Raw genomic sequence first — 16,147 nt, forward strand, 5'->3', positions numbered from 1 at the left:
CGTTACCAGATCTTCACGCGGGCCGAATCGGGTAGATATAGCTTCTGACCGGGCTTCACGTTGAAGGCTTCATAAAACTCGGGCACGTCGGCGAACGGACCGTTTACGCGGTAGCTGGCCGGCGAGTGCACATCGGTGAGGATGCGTTGGGCCAATACTTCGTCGCGCTGGTGGCTTTGCCAGCCGAGCGCGTAGCCGAGGAAGTAGCGCTGCACGGGCGTGAAGCCGCCAATCTTTTCGCCTTTCTTGTACTGCTCGGTTTTCTTAAACGCATCGAGAGCAATGACAATGCCCCCCAGATCGGCGATATTTTCACCAGCCGTGGCTTTGCCGTTGATGTGCAAGGAGTCGAGCACGGTGTAGCCGTTGAACTGGCGCACAATGCCATTTACGCGTTGCTGGAAGGCGGCGCGGTCCTTTTTGCTCCACCAGTTGCGCAGGTTACCTTTTTCATCAAACTGGCTGCCTTCGTCATCAAAGCCATGCGTAAGCTCGTGGCCGATGGTGCTGGCGCCGGCATAGCCATAAATGACGGCGTCGTCGGCGTTTTTGTCGATCAGGCCGGGAATGGAGAAAATGGCCGCCGGCAGCACAATCTCATTGTTCGACGGATTGTAGTAGGCGTTGTAGGTCTGGGGCGTCATTTCCCACTCGGTGCGGTCCACGGGTTTGCCCAGCTTATTCGCTCGGTAGCGATACTGCCACTGCTTGGCGCGCATCACGTTTTGGGCGTAGGAGTCGCGGGCAACTTCCAGGCTCGAATAGTCGCGCCACTTATCGGGATAGCCCACTTTCTTCGTGATTTTGCTCAGCTTCACCAGCGCCTTTTGCTTGGTCGAGTCGCTCATCCAGTCCAGCGCCTGAATATGCTCGCGGAAGGCCGCCACCACGTTTTCGGTCAGCTTCTCGTAGCGCTCTTTGGTTTCGGGGGTGAAATATTCCTTTACAAATTGCTGGCCCAGGATTTCGCCCATGGCGTCTTCTTCCTCATCCAGCACCCGTTTCCAGCGGGCGCGCTGCTCCTTTTGGCCTTGCAGCACCGTGCCGTAGAAGCGGAAATGCTCGTTGTCGAGCGGGCGGCTGAGGTTAGAGGCGTACGCATTCACCAAATGCCACTGCAAGTAAGCTTTCCAGTCATCTACGGAGGCGGTTTTCAGGAGCTGCTCGGCTTTTTTGTAAAACTCCGGCTGACCCACAATCACGGTGTCCACTTTGCCCAACTCCATTTGAGTAAGCAAGGTTTTCCAGTTGAGGCTGGGAGCGAGCTTGCCCAGATCGGCCACGGCCATTTTGTTGTAGTTGGCGTACGGGTCGCGAAGGTCTTCCAGCTTGCGCGAGGAGCCCGCTAGCGCCGTTTCCAGGCGCACGACGCGGGCGCTGTTGGCTTGCGCCTGTCCCGAATCCTGGCCGCTGAGCTGAAACATGCGGGCCACGTGCCGGCCATACTCCTTGCGAATGTTGGCGGTGCGCGCGTCCTTATTAAAGTAGTAGTCGCGGTTTGGCAGCCCTAAGCCAGACTGCCAAAGATAGGTGGTCATCTGGTCGCTCTTTTTGGCGTCCTGACTTATAAATACCCCAATCAGCGCATTCACGCCCAACGGCTGCAAACGAGCAATTACCGCCGGCACATCCTGCACGGTGCGTATGGCCGCAATGCGGTTTAGCTCAGGCTGAAGCGGCGTAATGCCCTGCTTGTCAATGGTGACTGAGTCCATGCCGGTAGCGTAGAAATCACCAATTTTCTGCTCGTTGCTGCCGGGTTTGGCCTTGGCTTTAGTGGCTTCTTCATTGAGCTTGCGCAGACGGGCGTACACCTCGTTCTGCACTTCCTTGCCAATGCTCCACGAGCTTTCAGAGGCCGGAATAGGGTGTTTCTTGAGCCAGGCGCCGTTGGCATACGTGAAAAAGTCGTCGCCAGGGTTTACCGTGGTATCGGCGTTGGCTTGCAGCAGATCGGGCTGGCCAGAACCGGTTTTGTCCGACGACTGGCAGCCATTCAGGGCCAACAGGGCAACCGGCAGGGCAAAAAGCCATTTGCTGGCAGCAAAAGAATAGGTCATAGAGGGGAAGGGGTTTGACTGAAAAAAGATAACTAAGCTACCAGTTCTGGGCAACTATCGGTACACCGACGGTTCCGGTTAGCGCCGCGTTGCACGCAAGAGGTAAGGCAGCTTATGAGTAACACTTTTGTCATGCAGAGGCGGAGCCGAAGCATCTCGCTTGTATGGTGAGATTACTAATCCTGCGCCAGCACGCGAGATGCTTCGCTCCGCTCTGCATGACGTTCAAAAAGCCCCCCAGAGCTTTGGATTAGTGAATGGCGCTGGAGAAAAGTGTCACATTTATCGTTGCGGGGCGTACCTTGAGCTACAATGTCACTGAAGCTGCTTGTTCTGCTCAATTTCGCCCTGGCGGCATACCTCACGGGCCTTATCTGGACGGTGCAGCTGGTGCATTATCCCAGCTTCGCCTTCGTGGCAACGGATAAGTTTGTGGCGTTTCATCGGGCCCACTCCACGCGTATGGGCTGGGCAGTAATGGCCCCGATGGTGGCCGAGCTGGGGCTAGCGGCGTGGCTGGCCTGGCAGGGGCGGGCACTGGGGGGCAATGTGTGGTGGAGCCTGGCGCTGGTGCTCCTTATCTGGGCCGTTACGTTCTTTGTCTCTGTACCTTTTCACAACCGCCTCGCCCAAGGCTTCGATTATATTGCTATCGATGGGCTGGTGCGGACCAACTGGCTGCGTACCATAGCCTGGACGGCGCGCTTTGCATTGCTCGGCTACATGCTGTGGCGACTAATTAAGTAGCTCCAGCGAGCTTTCCCCGCAGTGTTTTTTCCGCTTCAGCGTGTTAATTGCTAACTGTTACTTTCTAAATGACTCTTCCGCCCGCCGCATACTTCTGGCCCGAGCTACAGGTGCAAACCAGCCGCAGCAGCGGTCCTGGGGGGCAAAATGTAAACAAAGTGGAGTCGCGGGTGGAGCTGCGGTGGCAGGTATCCTCCTCCCAGCTCATCACCGACGAGCAGAAGGAAATGTTGCTGCAAAAGCTGGCACCCCAGCTCACCACCGAAGGCTACCTGTTGGTAACTGCTCAGGAAGACCGTAGTCAGCTGCGCAATAAGGAAATTGCCCTCCAGAAATTTCATGACCTGCTCAAGCGAGCTTTGCACAAGCCCAAAGCCCGCAAAGCCACCAAACCCAGTAAAGGCGCCGTGCGCAAACGCTTGGAAACCAAGAAAAAACACAGCGAGAAAAAAACAAACCGCCGGCTGGATTTATAAAGACAGCTAGCCATAACGAAGGCGTTATCTAGTTCAAATCCAGGCCAAACAGAACCCCAAACCACGGCTTGCTCTGATATATCCAATGCTGGCCATCAGGGCCCATCAGCTGGTCAGCACCCACGGCTAAGCCCAGGTTAAAGACGCGGGCATCGTAGATAGCGGCGGCCCCAAAGTGAATCACAAAGCCTTCGTACTCAGCGACCCGTGATTGCTGATTCGTCACATCCGGGTTGACAACGGTGGAACCCAGGCCCGTGAACAGGCCGTAGCCCAGGCCCACAGTTCGCACGTGCGGCTGCTGTCGGCCGCTTAGTAGCTGCCGGCTATTGACGTGATAAAAATCAAGTCGGCGGCCATAATATACGGCCGCGTTAAAATTGGTATTAAGCTGCAACGGCAGCGGCCCTTGGGGTGGGCGGGCCTTAAATGGAATCGTAAAGACGTCCAGGTCGAACTTGCTGTCCAACAGGATAACGTGCTGCCCGCGGCGCAAAGGGTAATTGAAGCGGCGCGGAACATGCGTTTTAGCATCAGCTTCATCCTTGGGCTGCGAGAGAAATTTCAATGAATCCTGCACCTGCTCCACATATACAGTCCGCTCCTTGCCAATGGCAGCGGCCAGAGCCGGGTCATTTGTGCGAAAAAGCCGGTAGTCGCCAGATTCCAGAGTAGGCAATTGGCCCACCGCGACACAGCCCGTAAAAAGCCCCCCACTCCCCACCAAGCCGGCCAATAATAGAAGGCAACGACTTGGTTTGCAGCGCAGAAAGTTAAAACACAGCATATACCATTACATGATATTTTACAGCACGCGGCGCGAAAGCCTTGCTATATCCAGCCTTTGCGCTTAAACCAGGTATAGATACCCACAGATATCAGCACCATAGCCGCCATAGCGCCCGGATAACCCATTTTCCAGGTCAGCTCGGGCATGTATTCGAAGTTCATCCCGTAGATGCCGGCAATAAAAGTCAGGGGCAGGAAGAAGGCCGAAAACACCGTGAGCACGCGCATGGCCTCGTTCGTGCGCTGCGAAGACAACGACAGGTACAGGTTCATGAGGTTGGTGGCCGCCCCGTCGAGCTGCTGATAGAGCGTTTCTACCTTCGTCTGCAAGTCCTGTGTGTCTTGCATGAGGGTGGTGTCGTCGGTGGCCGATTGTCGGCGGAGCATGGTCAGGATGTCGCGGGTAAGCAGCAGAAGCTGCTTGGCCGCCGAGGCTTTGCGCTTCAGAAAATACAGGCCCTGCAGCGTGTTTGGCACCTCACGCTTCAGAAATATATCGGCTTCGTAGTTGTCCAGCTCCCGGGTTAGCGTGATGGCGGGCTGTACGTAGCTATTGAGCGCGTAGCGCACGATGTGAATAGCTATTTCGGCCGGTGAGCTGCACTCTTCGCCGGGGCCGCAGGCTACGTTTTTCAATTGACTTAAAACGGGGTGCGAGCGTCGATGTACCGTAATTAAGTAATCGGCCGCGTAGAAAATGGCAATCTTGGTGCTCAGCTCCTGGATGGTATCGGCTTCGTTGTTTTCGGGCGTAACAAATACCCGTAGCATGATGAAATTAAGGCCATCGTTGACTTCGAACTTGGGTAAATGAGTCGGCTCCAGACAGTCGCGCACCAGCGAATCGGGCAGATCATACTGCTCAGCCACGGCCTGAAGCTCATTCACGGCCGGGTTGGTAATGTCGAGCCAATCAAATTGACTGCTTTTCTGGGTAAGAAGCTGTTCAGTCATAGCTAGAAAGTAGGAGCCAGGAGGCAGAAGCTAGGAGCTGGAAGTCAGGAGCTAGGAGTCAGGCAATGTACCTCCTGCCTCCTAGCTCCTAGCTCCTACATGCTTAAAGCAAGGTGCCGCTCAAGAAAAGTAGCGCAAACGAAAAGTAGATCACGAGTCCGGTCACGTCTACGAGTGTTGCCACGAAAGGCGCCGATGAAGTAGCCGGATCGGCGCCGAGGCGCTTGAGCAGCAGCGGCAGCATAGAGCCGCACAACGAGCCCCACAGCACAATGCCGACCAGCGAAAAACCGACCGTAAAGCCAATCTGCCAGTAGTACTCGCCGTATTCGTTGGGGTATAAGCGCGACCACAGCAGAATGCGCAGCAGGCCCACCACGCCCAAAATGCCCCCCAGCATCAGGCCCGTAGCCAGCTCGCGGCGCATCACGCGCCACCACTCGCCCAAGCTCAGCTCGCCCAAGGACATGGCCCGGATAATAAGCGACGTGGCCTGAGAGCCCGCGTTGCCACCCGCGCTGATGATGAGCGGAATAAACAGCGCCAGCACCACGGCTTTAGCTATTTCTTCCTCAAAATACCCCATGGCCGTAGCCGTAAACATCTCCCCGATAAGCAGAATCACGAGCCAGCCCGCGCGTTTGCGCACCATACCCATCAGCGGAATGCTGAGATAAGGCTCGTCGAGGGCCTGGGAGCCACCGAGTTTTTGGATGTCTTCGGTATCTTCTTCTTCCCGAATGTCGAGAATGTCGTCGATGGTCACGATGCCGAAAAGCACGCCCTCATCATTGACGACGGGCAAAGCCACCCGGTCGTTTTTGCGGAATACCTCAATGGCTTCTTCCTGGTCCTGCATGGTTTGGAGGTGGACGAAGCGCCGGTCCATCAGCTCGCTTATCTGCTTGCTGGGGTCGGCCAGCAGCACCTCCCGAATACTGATGTCGTCGATGAGCACGCCGCGTCTGTCGGTGACGTACAGTAGGCTTATCGTTTCAGATTGCCCCCCATGCAGCCGAATGTAGTCGAGCACCTGCTGCACCGTCCAGCTCTCACGAATGGCGATGTAGTCGGGCGTCATCAGGCGGCCTACGCTGTACTCGGGGTAGCCCAGCAGTTCCAGCGTCACCTTGCGCTCGGGCTCCGAGAGGGTCTGAATCAGCTCCTTTACGAAGTCGTCGGGCAGAAACTCCAGCAGGGCCGTCCGGTCGTCCGGCGACATCTCGTTCAGAATGTCCGAGATTTTATCCTGACTCAGATTGGCCAGAAAGTGCCGCTGTACGTCTATCTCCAGGTACTCAAATACCTGCGTGGCCAGCTGCAACGGCAGCAGACGGAAAATAATAAGCTGTTCGCGTTCCTCTTCCTCTTCAATCAGCTCCACCACTTCGGCGGGCTCAAACTTCTTGAGCAGTTCCTTTAATTTAAAAAATTCGCCCTCCTGAATCAGGGACGTAATCTGGTCGGTGGTGGGGTGCTGATTCATGAACTACTGAGAGGAGTGCTTCGCTAGGCAAGGATGAGTTAGTGAGAACTGGCCCTCAAAATTAACCTAAATAAACGGCCCCGCCGCTAGCGCTAGGCTATTTCTGAGTGGGGGCGGGCGGTGCCGGAAACTGACCAGCCTGCAACTCCTGACGGAGCTGGCGTAGCTCGGTGTGAAGGGCTGCCAGCTGAGCAGCTCCGGCTAACTCGGCTTCGGGGCTTTCGGCGTCGCGACCCATAAAGAATGACGCCAACGTAGCCGTGAAATAGCCAAACACCGCGAAGCCATAAAGGGCCAGCAAAAAGCACAAGGTTCGCCCTTCCAGCGTCTGGGGCCAATACTCACTTCCCAGGCTGGTAAGCAACATGGCCGTCCACCACAGCGCATCGGCGTAGGAACGGAGGCCGCCCTCCACTTTATTCTCGAAGGCATACATACCGGCCGCGCCCAAGAACAGAACAACACCCGTAAGCGCGGCCACATAACCAGCACCGCGTCGGCCAAAGCTGTTCGATAAGGCTCGCATTCCCCGATTCAGTGAGCCGACTACTTTCACTAACCGTAACCCGCGCACGGCCCGCGTGGCCCGAAACACACGCACCACCCGCGCCAGCCGAAACAGTCGCAGGGCCGGCACCAGCAAGGAGATTAGCGTAATGACGTTGCTTTTAAGAAAAGTCCATTTCCGGGGAGCCAGGATGAATTTGATCAGAAAATCGATAATAAAAATCACCCAAATCGTTGTGCCCAACAGCTCCAAGCCCGGCGACAACCCCCAGATTAGCTCAACACCTAATAAACCGAGCCACACAAAGCCTAGCACCAGCATGGGCGTTTCAAGCCAGTCGGTGAGTTGTTGTAAAAGTTCAGTACGCTCCTGCTGGAGCTGTTCCTTTTCGGGCGAGGATGTAGGATTGGAGAGCATAGGCAGAGCAGAAACGTAGGAAAGTATTTCTTCATACGCCCTCACCTTAGCCAAGTTCACGTATGCCTGACGGTGCAAAAAGCTTTTGCTCGTACTCTTGATTAAGTAGATGTGACTTGAACGCTTACACCTCAAAAAAGCCCCCCAGCTTTAAAAACAAGGCAAGAAGAGTAAAACTCGTCGGTGCTTATCTCATCTTTATTGACTAACTACCTATAACTACCGCTTCTTTATGTCCAGAAAATCACCTCTCGGAACGCTCGTAGCCCTGGGCGGCGGCGACGACGACGCCATGCTGGCCATGCTCACGGATATGCTGCCCGCGCCTACTGCTACGGTCGAGATTGTAACCACGGCCTCTAGCAACCCCGGCCGCAGCAGCCGCGGCTACCAGGATAGTCTGCACGATCTGGGCTGCCGCTCGGTGCACCACCTGCGCATAGATGAGCGCCACGCCGCTGATACCGAGGAAAATCTGAGACGTTTGGAACGAGCCGCCATAGTGTTTTTTACCGGCGGCGACCAGGAGCGCATCACCGAGTTCTGGCAAAAAACCCGCGCCCTAGCCGTGCTGGCCGACCGTTACCGCCACGACGCGGCCTTCATTGTGGCTGGCACCAGCGCCGGCGCGGCCGTGCTGCCCGACTGCATGATTGTGGAAGGCCACGGCGCCCGTTCGCTCACAAAAGGCGGGCTGCGTACGGCTCCGGGTCTGGGCTTGCTGGGAGAGGTGTATCTGGACCAGCACTTTGCCGAGCGGGGCCGCTTTGGGCGCTTGGCTCACGCGGTAGTGCAGCATCCTGCGCGGCTGGGCTTAGGACTAGGCCAGGAAACGGGCATTATCGTGCGGGGTGGCCAAGAAGCGGAGGTGTTCGGCGACGGGGTGGTGATGGTAGTGGATGGGCAGCACCTACGCGGCAGCAATTTAGGCCGCATCGGTCGGGGCGAGCCGGTAGCCGGCCAAGACTTGCGCGTGCATGTATTGGTGAGCAGCCAGCGTCTGGATTTGCACAGCCGACAAGTTGTAGCTAATCAGTAAGCATAATTGCTAATTTGCCCCCCAATATCCAATGAAGGCAAATTGTTCAAAGTTTAGAGCGTCCTGTAAACTACTCGGCACGCCTACTAATTTGATTGATTTTTCTACTTACATTTAGTCCCATAAACCGCAAATCCTCACTCATTCCCCTTTTTTATGAAGTTAAAATCTCTACTCCTAGTGAGTGGTGCGCTACTTACGGGTACTGCAGCCTCGGCGGGTGGCTATCAGGTAACGCTGGCCGGGCAGAAAAACAACGGTATGGGCGGCGTCGGCGTCGGCTTATCGCTCGACCAGGCTGCTATGTTTTACAATCCGGGCGCGCTGGCAATGGTGCGCGAGCGGGGCGTACAAGTAGGAGTTAATGCTACGTTTGCCCGTCAGGCTTTTGTAGCTGAAGGCGGAAGCACCCAGCGCGAACTGCAAAATACGGTGGTTACCCCTTTCAACCTCTATGCGAGCTTCGGCCCTGCGGAAGGCAAGTTTCGGGCGGGTATAGCGGTATATACACCTTTTGGCAGCACGCTGAAGTATGCTGAGGGCTGGGAAGGCCGCACGTCCCTGACCGAGATTGAGCTTCAGTCTATTTATGTGCAGCCCACCGTGAGCTACGCCATCACTGATCAGATCAGCGTAGGCGCGGGCCTGACGGTATTGGCTTACGGTGCCGTAAACCTGCAGCGTGATGTGCCTTTGCCTGATTCCTTTGGTCATATTGAGCTGGACGGTGAAGCCGAGCGCAAAGTCGGCTTTAACGCGGGTATCTTCTTCAAGCCATCTGAGAAGTTTAGCCTGGGTATAAACTACCGCTCAAAGATTGACGCCGAGGTAAAAGACGGTGACGTTACTTTCACCGGCATCGACCCTAACTCGGTATTGGCCTCCCGTTTTCCTAATACCAAATTCAGCGCTACGCTTCCCCTTATTGCTACTACCAGCATCGGTATCGGCCTCATGCCTACCGATAAGCTCACTATCGGTATCGACGTGAACTACGCTGAGTGGAGCGAGTACAAAAGCCTGGAGTTCACCTTCGCTGATCCAATCAACGGTTCTAACACCAGCGTTTCGAAGCGCAACTATGAAGATGCGCTTACCTTCCGCTTAGGTGGACAATACAAAGTGACGGAAGGCCTGACCCTACGCGCCGGTGGTGCTTATGATGAGTCGCCCGTACGCGATGGATACGTAACGCCCGAAACGCCTGACGCTAACCGTGTCAGCGGTACCATTGGTGCTTCTTACGCCATGGGCAAATTCGGAGTAGATTTCTCCACTCAGTTTGTAAGCATCGCTAAGCGTAGCCAGACGCAAAGCCAATTGGTAGCCAATGGCACTCAGGACCGCGTAGCTGGTACCTACAAAACCAACATCGTGATTCCAGGTATCGGCCTGAACTACTCCTTCTAACTCTTTGCCTCGCTTGTATCGATATGGTCTCTAAACTGTTTACTAAATCCGCCCCGTTCCTGGCGTTTCTTGGGTTGGCTCTTACGGGCTGCCAGCCTGATTTGGAACAAGACATTAAGCCCAGCAGCGGCACTGCCGACTTCTCGCGCTACATCGCCGTAGGCAACTCCCTAACTGCTGGTCAGGCAGATGGCGGCTTATACCTGGAAGGTCAGCTGAACTCTTATCCTAACCTGCTGGCGCAGCAGTTCCGCAGCGTAGGTGGCGGCGAATTTGTGCAGCCACTATTCACGGAGGCTCAGCGCAATGGCACTGGATATTTGCGGCTGGCTGGTTTCACTGCCACTGGCAGCCCTATCACGGCGCCAGTGAATACGGAGTTAGCCCTACGGGCAGGCGCTACGGCAGCCCGTCCGCTCTACACTAAGTTCACAGAGCCGATAAATAACCTAGGTGTACCCGGCATTCGCATGGCGGATATTCTTTCGACTACTTATGGTAGCGTAACGGGTAATCCACTATTCGAGCGTATTACTCCCGACGCACAGTCTAACCAGACTTACCTAGCGCGTGTAGCAGCCTCTAACCCTACTTTCTTTACAGCTTGGATGGGTAATAATGACGTGCTGGGTTATGCGACATCTGGTGGCGCAAGTACCGCCCCAACTAGTTCGCTAACAAGCACCACAGTTTTCACTGCTAACAACAACCAGCTCATCGATGCGCTCACAGCAAATGGTGCCAAAGGGATTGTTGCTACCATTCCAGACGTTACTAACATTCCTTTCTTCACCACAGTAGGTCCATCATTCCGGGCCACTTTAGAAACTCCTCAGCCTGGTTTGCCAAATGGTGTTCCTGGCATAGTAGTTCAGACTGGGTCAGCCACAGGTCCTGCAAGTGCTACCACTCGCAAGCAAATTGCAACCGCTGACATTCGCAATGCCAGCGGTGTGGGTCGCCAGTTGTTTACGCTGACATCTTCGCCTTTCCTTGGCCTGCTGAATCAGCGTACGGGGCGTGCCTGGCGCTATGTCTATGGTCAGAGTGGCCAACCAGCAGCCGGTTTCCCGCTCTTCCTGACGGCTTATGGCATTGATACGCTCCAGACGTTTGGTACCAGCATGGGTAACCCTATCCCAAGCGCCTTTGTGCTTGACGATGCTGAGCAGGCTTTAGTACGCACGGCTACTACTGCCTTCAACAATGCCATGATAGCCAAAGCCAATGCAAAAGGCCTGGCCGTATTCGATGTAAATGGCTTTTTTGCTCGTGTAGCTGCCAACGGCATCATCACTAACGGGGTAAACAATACCACTCAGTTTATTACCGGCAACCTGTTCTCGCTTGATGGGGTGCACCTAACTCCTCGCGGTTACTCTATTGTAGCCAACGAAATGATAAGAGCTATTAATCAGCAGTATGGTGCCTCGGTTCCAACGCTAAATTCAAACGAATATCGGGGTGTTAAATTCCCATAGTTCGTTTTAGGTATTCACAAAAAAGCCCCCTCCGCACTGGAGGGGGCTTTTTTGTGAGTGCACTTGCCAGCGCTATTACAGCTGTACAGGCTGGAGCACGGGGGGCAAAATGGGAGCCGCCTGTCCCGCCAGATGCGCCGCAATAACAGCCGCGTGGTAGCGCCCATTCTCGATAAACCACCGACTGGTATTTAGCCCCCCGCATACGGTACCCGCCAGATATACGCCAGGGCGGTTGGTTTCGAAGGTCTCAGGGTCGTGCCAGGGAGTGCGGGCGGCGTCCGGCTGAGTGTCGATGCCTAAAGCGGCCAGCAAGCTATAGTCGGGGCGGTAGCCGGTGAGGGCGTAGATAAAGCTGGCAGGCAGGGTCTGGGGGGCATTTTCCGTCACTACATCTATCTCTCCGGGCCGGATAGCCGAAATAGTGGTGTTGAAAAGCGCCTTTATTCGGCCCTCAGCGATACGATTCACCAGATCAGGCCGAATCCAATATTTCACCGAGTCGGCTAGGGCAGGTCCGCGCACTACCAGCGTTACGTCGGCGCCGGCGCGGGCCAGTTGCAAAGCCGCTTTGGCCGATGAATTTTTGGCCCCTACCACAATTACCGGCTGCCCTACATGGGCGTACGGCTCTTTGTAGTAATGACTTACGTGGGGTAGCTCTTCGCCGGGCACGTTCAGCTTATTGGGCACATCAAAGAAACCCGTCGCTACAATCACAGACTGCGTTTGCATGCGGCCCAGGTTCGTGTGCAACTCATACGCGCCCGGTTCGCCTTCCAGGCTTAGCACGCGCTCGTAGAGGCGCAGCGGTAGATTTTCGGCGAAGGCTACCCGGCGGTAATAATCCAGGGCATCTTCGCGCAGAGGTTTGTAGCCACTAGTAGGGAAGGGGTAGCCGCCAATTTCAAGCAGCTCGGGCGTGGAAAAGAACTCCATGTTGGTCGGGTAGCCCACAATGGAATTGACCAGTGCCCCTTTGTCGACCACACAAACCGACAAGCCGCGGCGCTGCACCTCAATAGCGCATGCCAGCCCGACCGGCCCCGCGCCGATAACTATTACATCAAAAGAAGAATCCGTCGTCATACACAGTTATACCAACTCAGCCAGTCGGGAGTTCATAACTTATCGATTTGCGGCTAAGAGCGGCCATTCTTCGAGCGTTTCAACGCCTCCAAAGCTCCCGTCGACCATAGTGCCCAGCCCATCAGCACGGGCTGAAAAAACAGTCTGCCCATTCGTTTGGCGTCGGTATCGAGGCCAAACGCAGAAATGTGGTGCGTGTACTGGTGAATGTTGCCGGGAAAAACCAGCGCGTAGAAGGCCGCCAATCCTAACCCCATCCGCACCCGGTTCCGGCCTTTCAGCGATAGCAGCGCCAGCCCCAACCCGATTTCTACGACTCCCGATGCCAGCACGGTTGTGTCTTTGTCAAGCGGCACAAAGTCGGGTACCTGAGCCTGAAACTCCCGCCGCGCAAAAGTGAGGTGACCCGCGCCAGCTACTATCATAAAGGTGCCCAGCACACCGCGGGCTACATTCTGCAAAGTGGTAGTATGGATCTGGTGTGGCATAAGCGCGAGGAATACGATAGTCGTGTAGCCCCGCTATACGGTAGGCGAGCGGCTGGGGTATTGTAGTGTGAAGAAAGGTTTAGAACCGTTGTGCCTGTGGCGCGACCTTTCCGTTCGCGTATCGTCGAATCGTGGGACAGCGAAACGAACGATGATGTCTGGGGGGCTTTTTTCTTTGACTAGTGCAGCTATAGCAACGTTAAGCGAACCGAAATGCCGCGCTACAGCATTGCCGCTATTCCGGGAATAGTTACGAGCGAATAATAAAGGGAAAGCAAGTGGCTTTCCCTTTATTATTTAGTGCGCTTGCAGCCAGTTGCTGCCCGTTCCTACTTCTACTTCCATCGGTACGCTTAGCGGTAAGGCGTTGATCATCAACTCCCGGATGCGGGGCGTGATGTACTCGATTTCCTCTTTGGGCGCGTCGAACACCAGTTCGTCGTGCACCTGCAGAATCATCTTGGTGCCTAGCTTTTCCTTTCCCAGCCAGTCGTGGATGTGGATCATGGCAATTTTGATGATGTCGGCGGCGGTTCCTTGGATGGGCGCGTTTATGGCGTTGCGCTCAGTAAAGCCGCGCAGCGTGGCGTTGCGCGAGTTGATATCGCGCAGGTAGCGGCGGCGACCGAGCAGGGTTTCGGCGTATTCCAGCTCGCGGGCTTTGTTTATGCTTTCGTCCATGAAGCGCTTCACAGCTCCAAACTCTTCAAAATAAGCCTCGATAATATCCTGAGCTTCCTTGCGCGAAATGCTCAGGCGCTGAGCCAAACCGAAGGCCGAAATGCCGTAGATGATACCGAAGTTCACGGTTTTGGCTTTGCGACGCATCTCAGCATCCACGGCCGAAAGCGGCACATCGAATACTTTGCTAGCCGTACTGCTGTGAATATCAATGCCTTGGCGAAACGCCTCAATCATGGTCGCGTCCTTGCTGAAGTCGGCCATGATGCGCAGCTCGATCTGGGAGTAGTCGGCGGCGAGGAGCAGGTGGTCGGCATCGCGGGGCACGAAGGCTTTGCGGATCTCACGGCCTTTTTCCGTCCGAATCGGGATGTTCTGGAGGTTGGGGTTGGTGCTGCTCAGGCGGCCGGTGGCGGTTACAGCCTGGTTGAAGGACGTGTGCACCCGACCATCCAGCTCGCACACCAGTTGCGGCAACGCCTCCACGTAGGTAGAGCGCAGCTTGGTGAGCTGGCGGTATTCCAGAATGAGCGCGGCCACGGGGTTATCAATGGCCAGAACGCTCAGAATCTCCTCACCAGTAGCGTATTGGCCAGTTTTGGTTTTCTTGATCTTGCCGCCCCCGAGCTGCATTTTATCAAACAACACTTCGCCAAGCTGCTTGGGCGAGCCAATGTTGAACTCCTGCCCGGCCGCCTGAAAAATCTGCTTTTCCAGCTCCGTAACGTAGCCTTGCAACTCAGCGGAGTACTCACCCATGGCCGAGCTGTCGATGCGCACGCCCTCGTACTCTATATCGGCCAGCACAGGTACCAGCGGGTTTTCTACTTCGTTCAGCAGCTTCAACAAACCGATTTTGGCCAGCTTGGGCTCAAATACATGCTTGAGCTGCAAAGTCACGTCGGCATCCTCGCAGGCGTAGTCGCTGACCTGGCTGGGGGGCAAATCGGCCATGGTTTTCTGGTTTTTGCCCTTCGGCCCGATGAGCTCCAGAATAGAAACCGGCGTGTAGTGCAGGTAGGTTTCGGCCAGAATATCCATGTTGTGGCGCATGTCGGGCTCCAGCAGGTAGTGGGCCAGCATGGTGTCGAACAACGGACCGCGTACCCGCACGTTGTAGTGCTTCAAAATGGTGAGATCATACTTGATATTCTGGCCAATCTTACCAATGGTTTCGCTTTCCAAGAAAGGCCGAAACTCATCTACAAGCGCCTGAGCGGCAGCCATATCATCGTGTGGCACGGGCACGTAATACGCCTCGCCGGGCAAATAGCAGAACGACAGTCCCACCAGCCGCGAGGTCATCGTGTCTAGGCCCGTCGTTTCGGTGTCGAAGCTCACCTCTTTTTGCTGCATCAGGAAGCCCAGCAAAGACTTGCGCAGGGCCGGCGTATCAATCAGGTGATACTGGTGGGGCACATCGGCGAGGGTACGCTTGGTGGCGGGGGGCAAATTTTCGTCTTCGTCTTCGTCCTCATCCTCTGCCGTAGCTGCGGAAGCCGGCGCACCAAACAGCGCAATTTGCCCCCCAGCCGCTGCCCGCCGTGCCCGCGGCGACGGCGTAGAGCTAGCCGGTGCGCCACCGCTCAGCACCCGCGCCGCGAGTTGCCGGAATTCCAGATCCTCGAATAAAGCGCGTAGCTGCTCCTCGTTGGGCGGACCCATTTTCAGTGCCTCGGGCTCGAATGGGATGGGCACGTTCACGTGAATCGTGGCCAGCTCTTTACTCATCAGGCCCTGCTCGGCGAAGTTGCGCACGTTTTCCTGCTGCTTGCCTTTCAGCTCATCTACGTGGGCAATGAGCTGCTCCACCGATCCATACTTCTGAATCAGCGTCTTGGCCGTTTTTTCGCCGATGCCCGGAATGCCGGGAATGTTGTCGGAGGCGTCGCCCTGCAAACCTAGAATATCCGTTACCTGCTCCACGCGCTCAATCTCGAAGCGCTGGAGCACGTGGGGCAGATCAAGCACTTCGGCGGCGTTGCCCATAAAAGCAGGCCGGTAAATCTTAATTTTCTCCGTCACGAGCTGGCAGTAGTCCTTATCGGGGGTCATCATGAACACCTCAAAGCCTTGTGCTTCAGCACGCTGAGCCAGGGTGCCAATCACGTCATCGGCCTCAAAGCCATCTACCATCAGAATCGGGATGTTGAAGGCGTCAATCACCCGCTTGATGTACGGAATGGCCGTGCCGATATCTTCGGGCATGGCCTGGCGCTGGGCCTTGTACTCGGCAAAGCTGTCGTGGCGAAACGTTTTCTTCTGCGCGTCGAAAGCCACGCCGAGGTGAGTGGGCTTTTCCTTCTGCAATACCTCCACGAGCGTGTTGGTAAAGCCCAGCACAGCGCCCGTGTTCATTCCCTTGGAGTTGATGCGCGGGTTCTTGCTAAAAGCAAAGTGCGCCCGATAGATGAGGGCGAAAGCGTCGAGGAGAAAGAGTTTTTTGGGTGTTTCGGGGGCGGTAGTCTCGGTCATGGAGGCGAATATACAAGCAGGAGGAAGCAAGCGCTCTGTGTAAACGC

The 16,147-nt window shown here is 55.7% G+C and carries 13 protein-coding genes; 5 read left to right on the top strand and 8 right to left on the bottom strand.

The window, feature by feature from the left end; genetic code table 11:
* Positions 1–2: 2 nt before the first annotated feature.
* On the bottom strand, positions 3–2,060 hold the full coding sequence (locus IEW06_RS06670) for a M13 family metallopeptidase (protein WP_188547769.1): 2,058 nt from the start codon (positions 2,058–2,060) through the stop codon (positions 3–5).
* 312 nt (positions 2,061–2,372) lie between these two features.
* Between IEW06_RS06670 and IEW06_RS06675 the strand changes: the two genes are divergently transcribed.
* Positions 2,373–2,807 carry a hypothetical protein gene (locus IEW06_RS06675; RefSeq protein WP_188547771.1) on the top strand — a complete coding sequence of 145 codons (435 nt, stop codon included), beginning with the start codon at positions 2,373–2,375 and terminating at the stop codon, positions 2,805–2,807.
* 68 nt (positions 2,808–2,875) lie between these two features.
* On the top strand, positions 2,876–3,283 hold the full coding sequence (arfB, locus tag IEW06_RS06680) for an alternative ribosome rescue aminoacyl-tRNA hydrolase ArfB (RefSeq protein ID WP_187733364.1): 408 nt from the start codon (positions 2,876–2,878) through the stop codon (positions 3,281–3,283).
* A 28-nt stretch (positions 3,284–3,311) separates the two neighbouring features.
* On the opposite strand, the gene IEW06_RS06685 is transcribed toward arfB, so the two are convergent.
* The 4 genes from IEW06_RS06685 to IEW06_RS06700 form a co-directional block, all read right to left on the bottom strand.
* On the bottom strand, positions 3,312–3,962 hold the full coding sequence (locus tag IEW06_RS06685) for a hypothetical protein (RefSeq protein WP_188547774.1): 651 nt from the start codon (positions 3,960–3,962) through the stop codon (positions 3,312–3,314).
* Between the two features lie 152 nt (positions 3,963–4,114).
* Positions 4,115–5,026, bottom strand: coding sequence for a magnesium transporter CorA family protein (locus IEW06_RS06690; protein WP_187733362.1), 912 nt, complete (start codon positions 5,024–5,026; stop codon positions 4,115–4,117).
* Between the two features lie 103 nt (positions 5,027–5,129).
* Positions 5,130–6,512, bottom strand: coding sequence for a magnesium transporter (gene mgtE / locus IEW06_RS06695; RefSeq protein ID WP_188547776.1), 1,383 nt, complete (start codon positions 6,510–6,512; stop codon positions 5,130–5,132).
* A 97-nt stretch (positions 6,513–6,609) separates the two neighbouring features.
* On the bottom strand, positions 6,610–7,437 hold the full coding sequence (locus tag IEW06_RS06700) for an ion transporter (protein ID WP_187733361.1): 828 nt from the start codon (positions 7,435–7,437) through the stop codon (positions 6,610–6,612).
* Positions 7,438–7,669: 232 nt separating this feature from the next.
* Here IEW06_RS06700 and IEW06_RS06705 point away from each other — a divergent pair, with 232 nt between their 5' ends.
* The 3 genes from IEW06_RS06705 (at position 7,670) to IEW06_RS06715 (ending at position 11,367) form a co-directional block, all read left to right on the top strand.
* Positions 7,670–8,476, top strand: a complete 807-nt coding sequence (locus IEW06_RS06705) for a cyanophycinase (protein WP_187733360.1) — start codon at positions 7,670–7,672, stop codon at positions 8,474–8,476.
* 156 nt (positions 8,477–8,632) lie between these two features.
* On the top strand, positions 8,633–9,886 hold the full coding sequence (locus IEW06_RS06710) for an OmpP1/FadL family transporter (protein WP_187733359.1): 1,254 nt from the start codon (positions 8,633–8,635) through the stop codon (positions 9,884–9,886).
* Between the two features lie 101 nt (positions 9,887–9,987).
* On the top strand, positions 9,988–11,367 hold the full coding sequence (locus IEW06_RS06715; RefSeq protein WP_187733358.1) for an SGNH/GDSL hydrolase family protein: 1,380 nt from the start codon (positions 9,988–9,990) through the stop codon (positions 11,365–11,367).
* A 75-nt stretch (positions 11,368–11,442) separates the two neighbouring features.
* Here the strand turns inward: IEW06_RS06715 and IEW06_RS06720 are convergent, their stop codons facing one another.
* The 3 genes from IEW06_RS06720 to polA form a co-directional block, all read right to left on the bottom strand.
* Positions 11,443–12,456: a YpdA family putative bacillithiol disulfide reductase gene (locus tag IEW06_RS06720; RefSeq protein WP_187733357.1), complete on the bottom strand. Its 1,014-nt coding sequence runs from the start codon at positions 12,454–12,456 to the stop codon at positions 11,443–11,445.
* A gap of 53 nt (positions 12,457–12,509) precedes the next feature.
* Complete coding sequence (locus IEW06_RS06725; RefSeq protein WP_187733356.1) at positions 12,510–12,944, bottom strand: DoxX family protein; 435 nt, start codon at positions 12,942–12,944, stop codon at positions 12,510–12,512.
* 297 nt (positions 12,945–13,241) lie between these two features.
* On the bottom strand, positions 13,242–16,100 hold the full coding sequence (gene polA, locus IEW06_RS06730; RefSeq protein ID WP_187733355.1) for a DNA polymerase I: 2,859 nt from the start codon (positions 16,098–16,100) through the stop codon (positions 13,242–13,244).
* Between the last annotated feature and the right edge of the window lie 47 nt (positions 16,101–16,147).

This window comes from Hymenobacter qilianensis (assembly GCF_014638675.1).
Taxonomy (GTDB): domain Bacteria; phylum Bacteroidota; class Bacteroidia; order Cytophagales; family Hymenobacteraceae; genus Hymenobacter; species Hymenobacter qilianensis.

Coding starts and splice junctions, on each gene's coding strand:
- IEW06_RS06670 (WP_188547769.1), bottom strand. CDS start 2,060: ATGACCTATTCTTTTGCTGCCAGCAAATGGCTTTTTGCCCTGCCGGTT.
- IEW06_RS06675 (WP_188547771.1), top strand. CDS start 2,373: ATGTCACTGAAGCTGCTTGTTCTGCTCAATTTCGCCCTGGCGGCATAC.
- arfB (WP_187733364.1), top strand. CDS start 2,876: ATGACTCTTCCGCCCGCCGCATACTTCTGGCCCGAGCTACAGGTGCAA.
- IEW06_RS06690 (WP_187733362.1), bottom strand. CDS start 5,026: ATGACTGAACAGCTTCTTACCCAGAAAAGCAGTCAATTTGATTGGCTC.
- mgtE (WP_188547776.1), bottom strand. CDS start 6,512: ATGAATCAGCACCCCACCACCGACCAGATTACGTCCCTGATTCAGGAG.
- IEW06_RS06700 (WP_187733361.1), bottom strand. CDS start 7,437: ATGCTCTCCAATCCTACATCCTCGCCCGAAAAGGAACAGCTCCAGCAG.
- IEW06_RS06705 (WP_187733360.1), top strand. CDS start 7,670: ATGTCCAGAAAATCACCTCTCGGAACGCTCGTAGCCCTGGGCGGCGGC.
- IEW06_RS06710 (WP_187733359.1), top strand. CDS start 8,633: ATGAAGTTAAAATCTCTACTCCTAGTGAGTGGTGCGCTACTTACGGGT.
- IEW06_RS06720 (WP_187733357.1), bottom strand. CDS start 12,456: ATGACGACGGATTCTTCTTTTGATGTAATAGTTATCGGCGCGGGGCCG.
- IEW06_RS06725 (WP_187733356.1), bottom strand. CDS start 12,944: ATGCCACACCAGATCCATACTACCACTTTGCAGAATGTAGCCCGCGGT.
- polA (WP_187733355.1), bottom strand. CDS start 16,100: ATGACCGAGACTACCGCCCCCGAAACACCCAAAAAACTCTTTCTCCTC.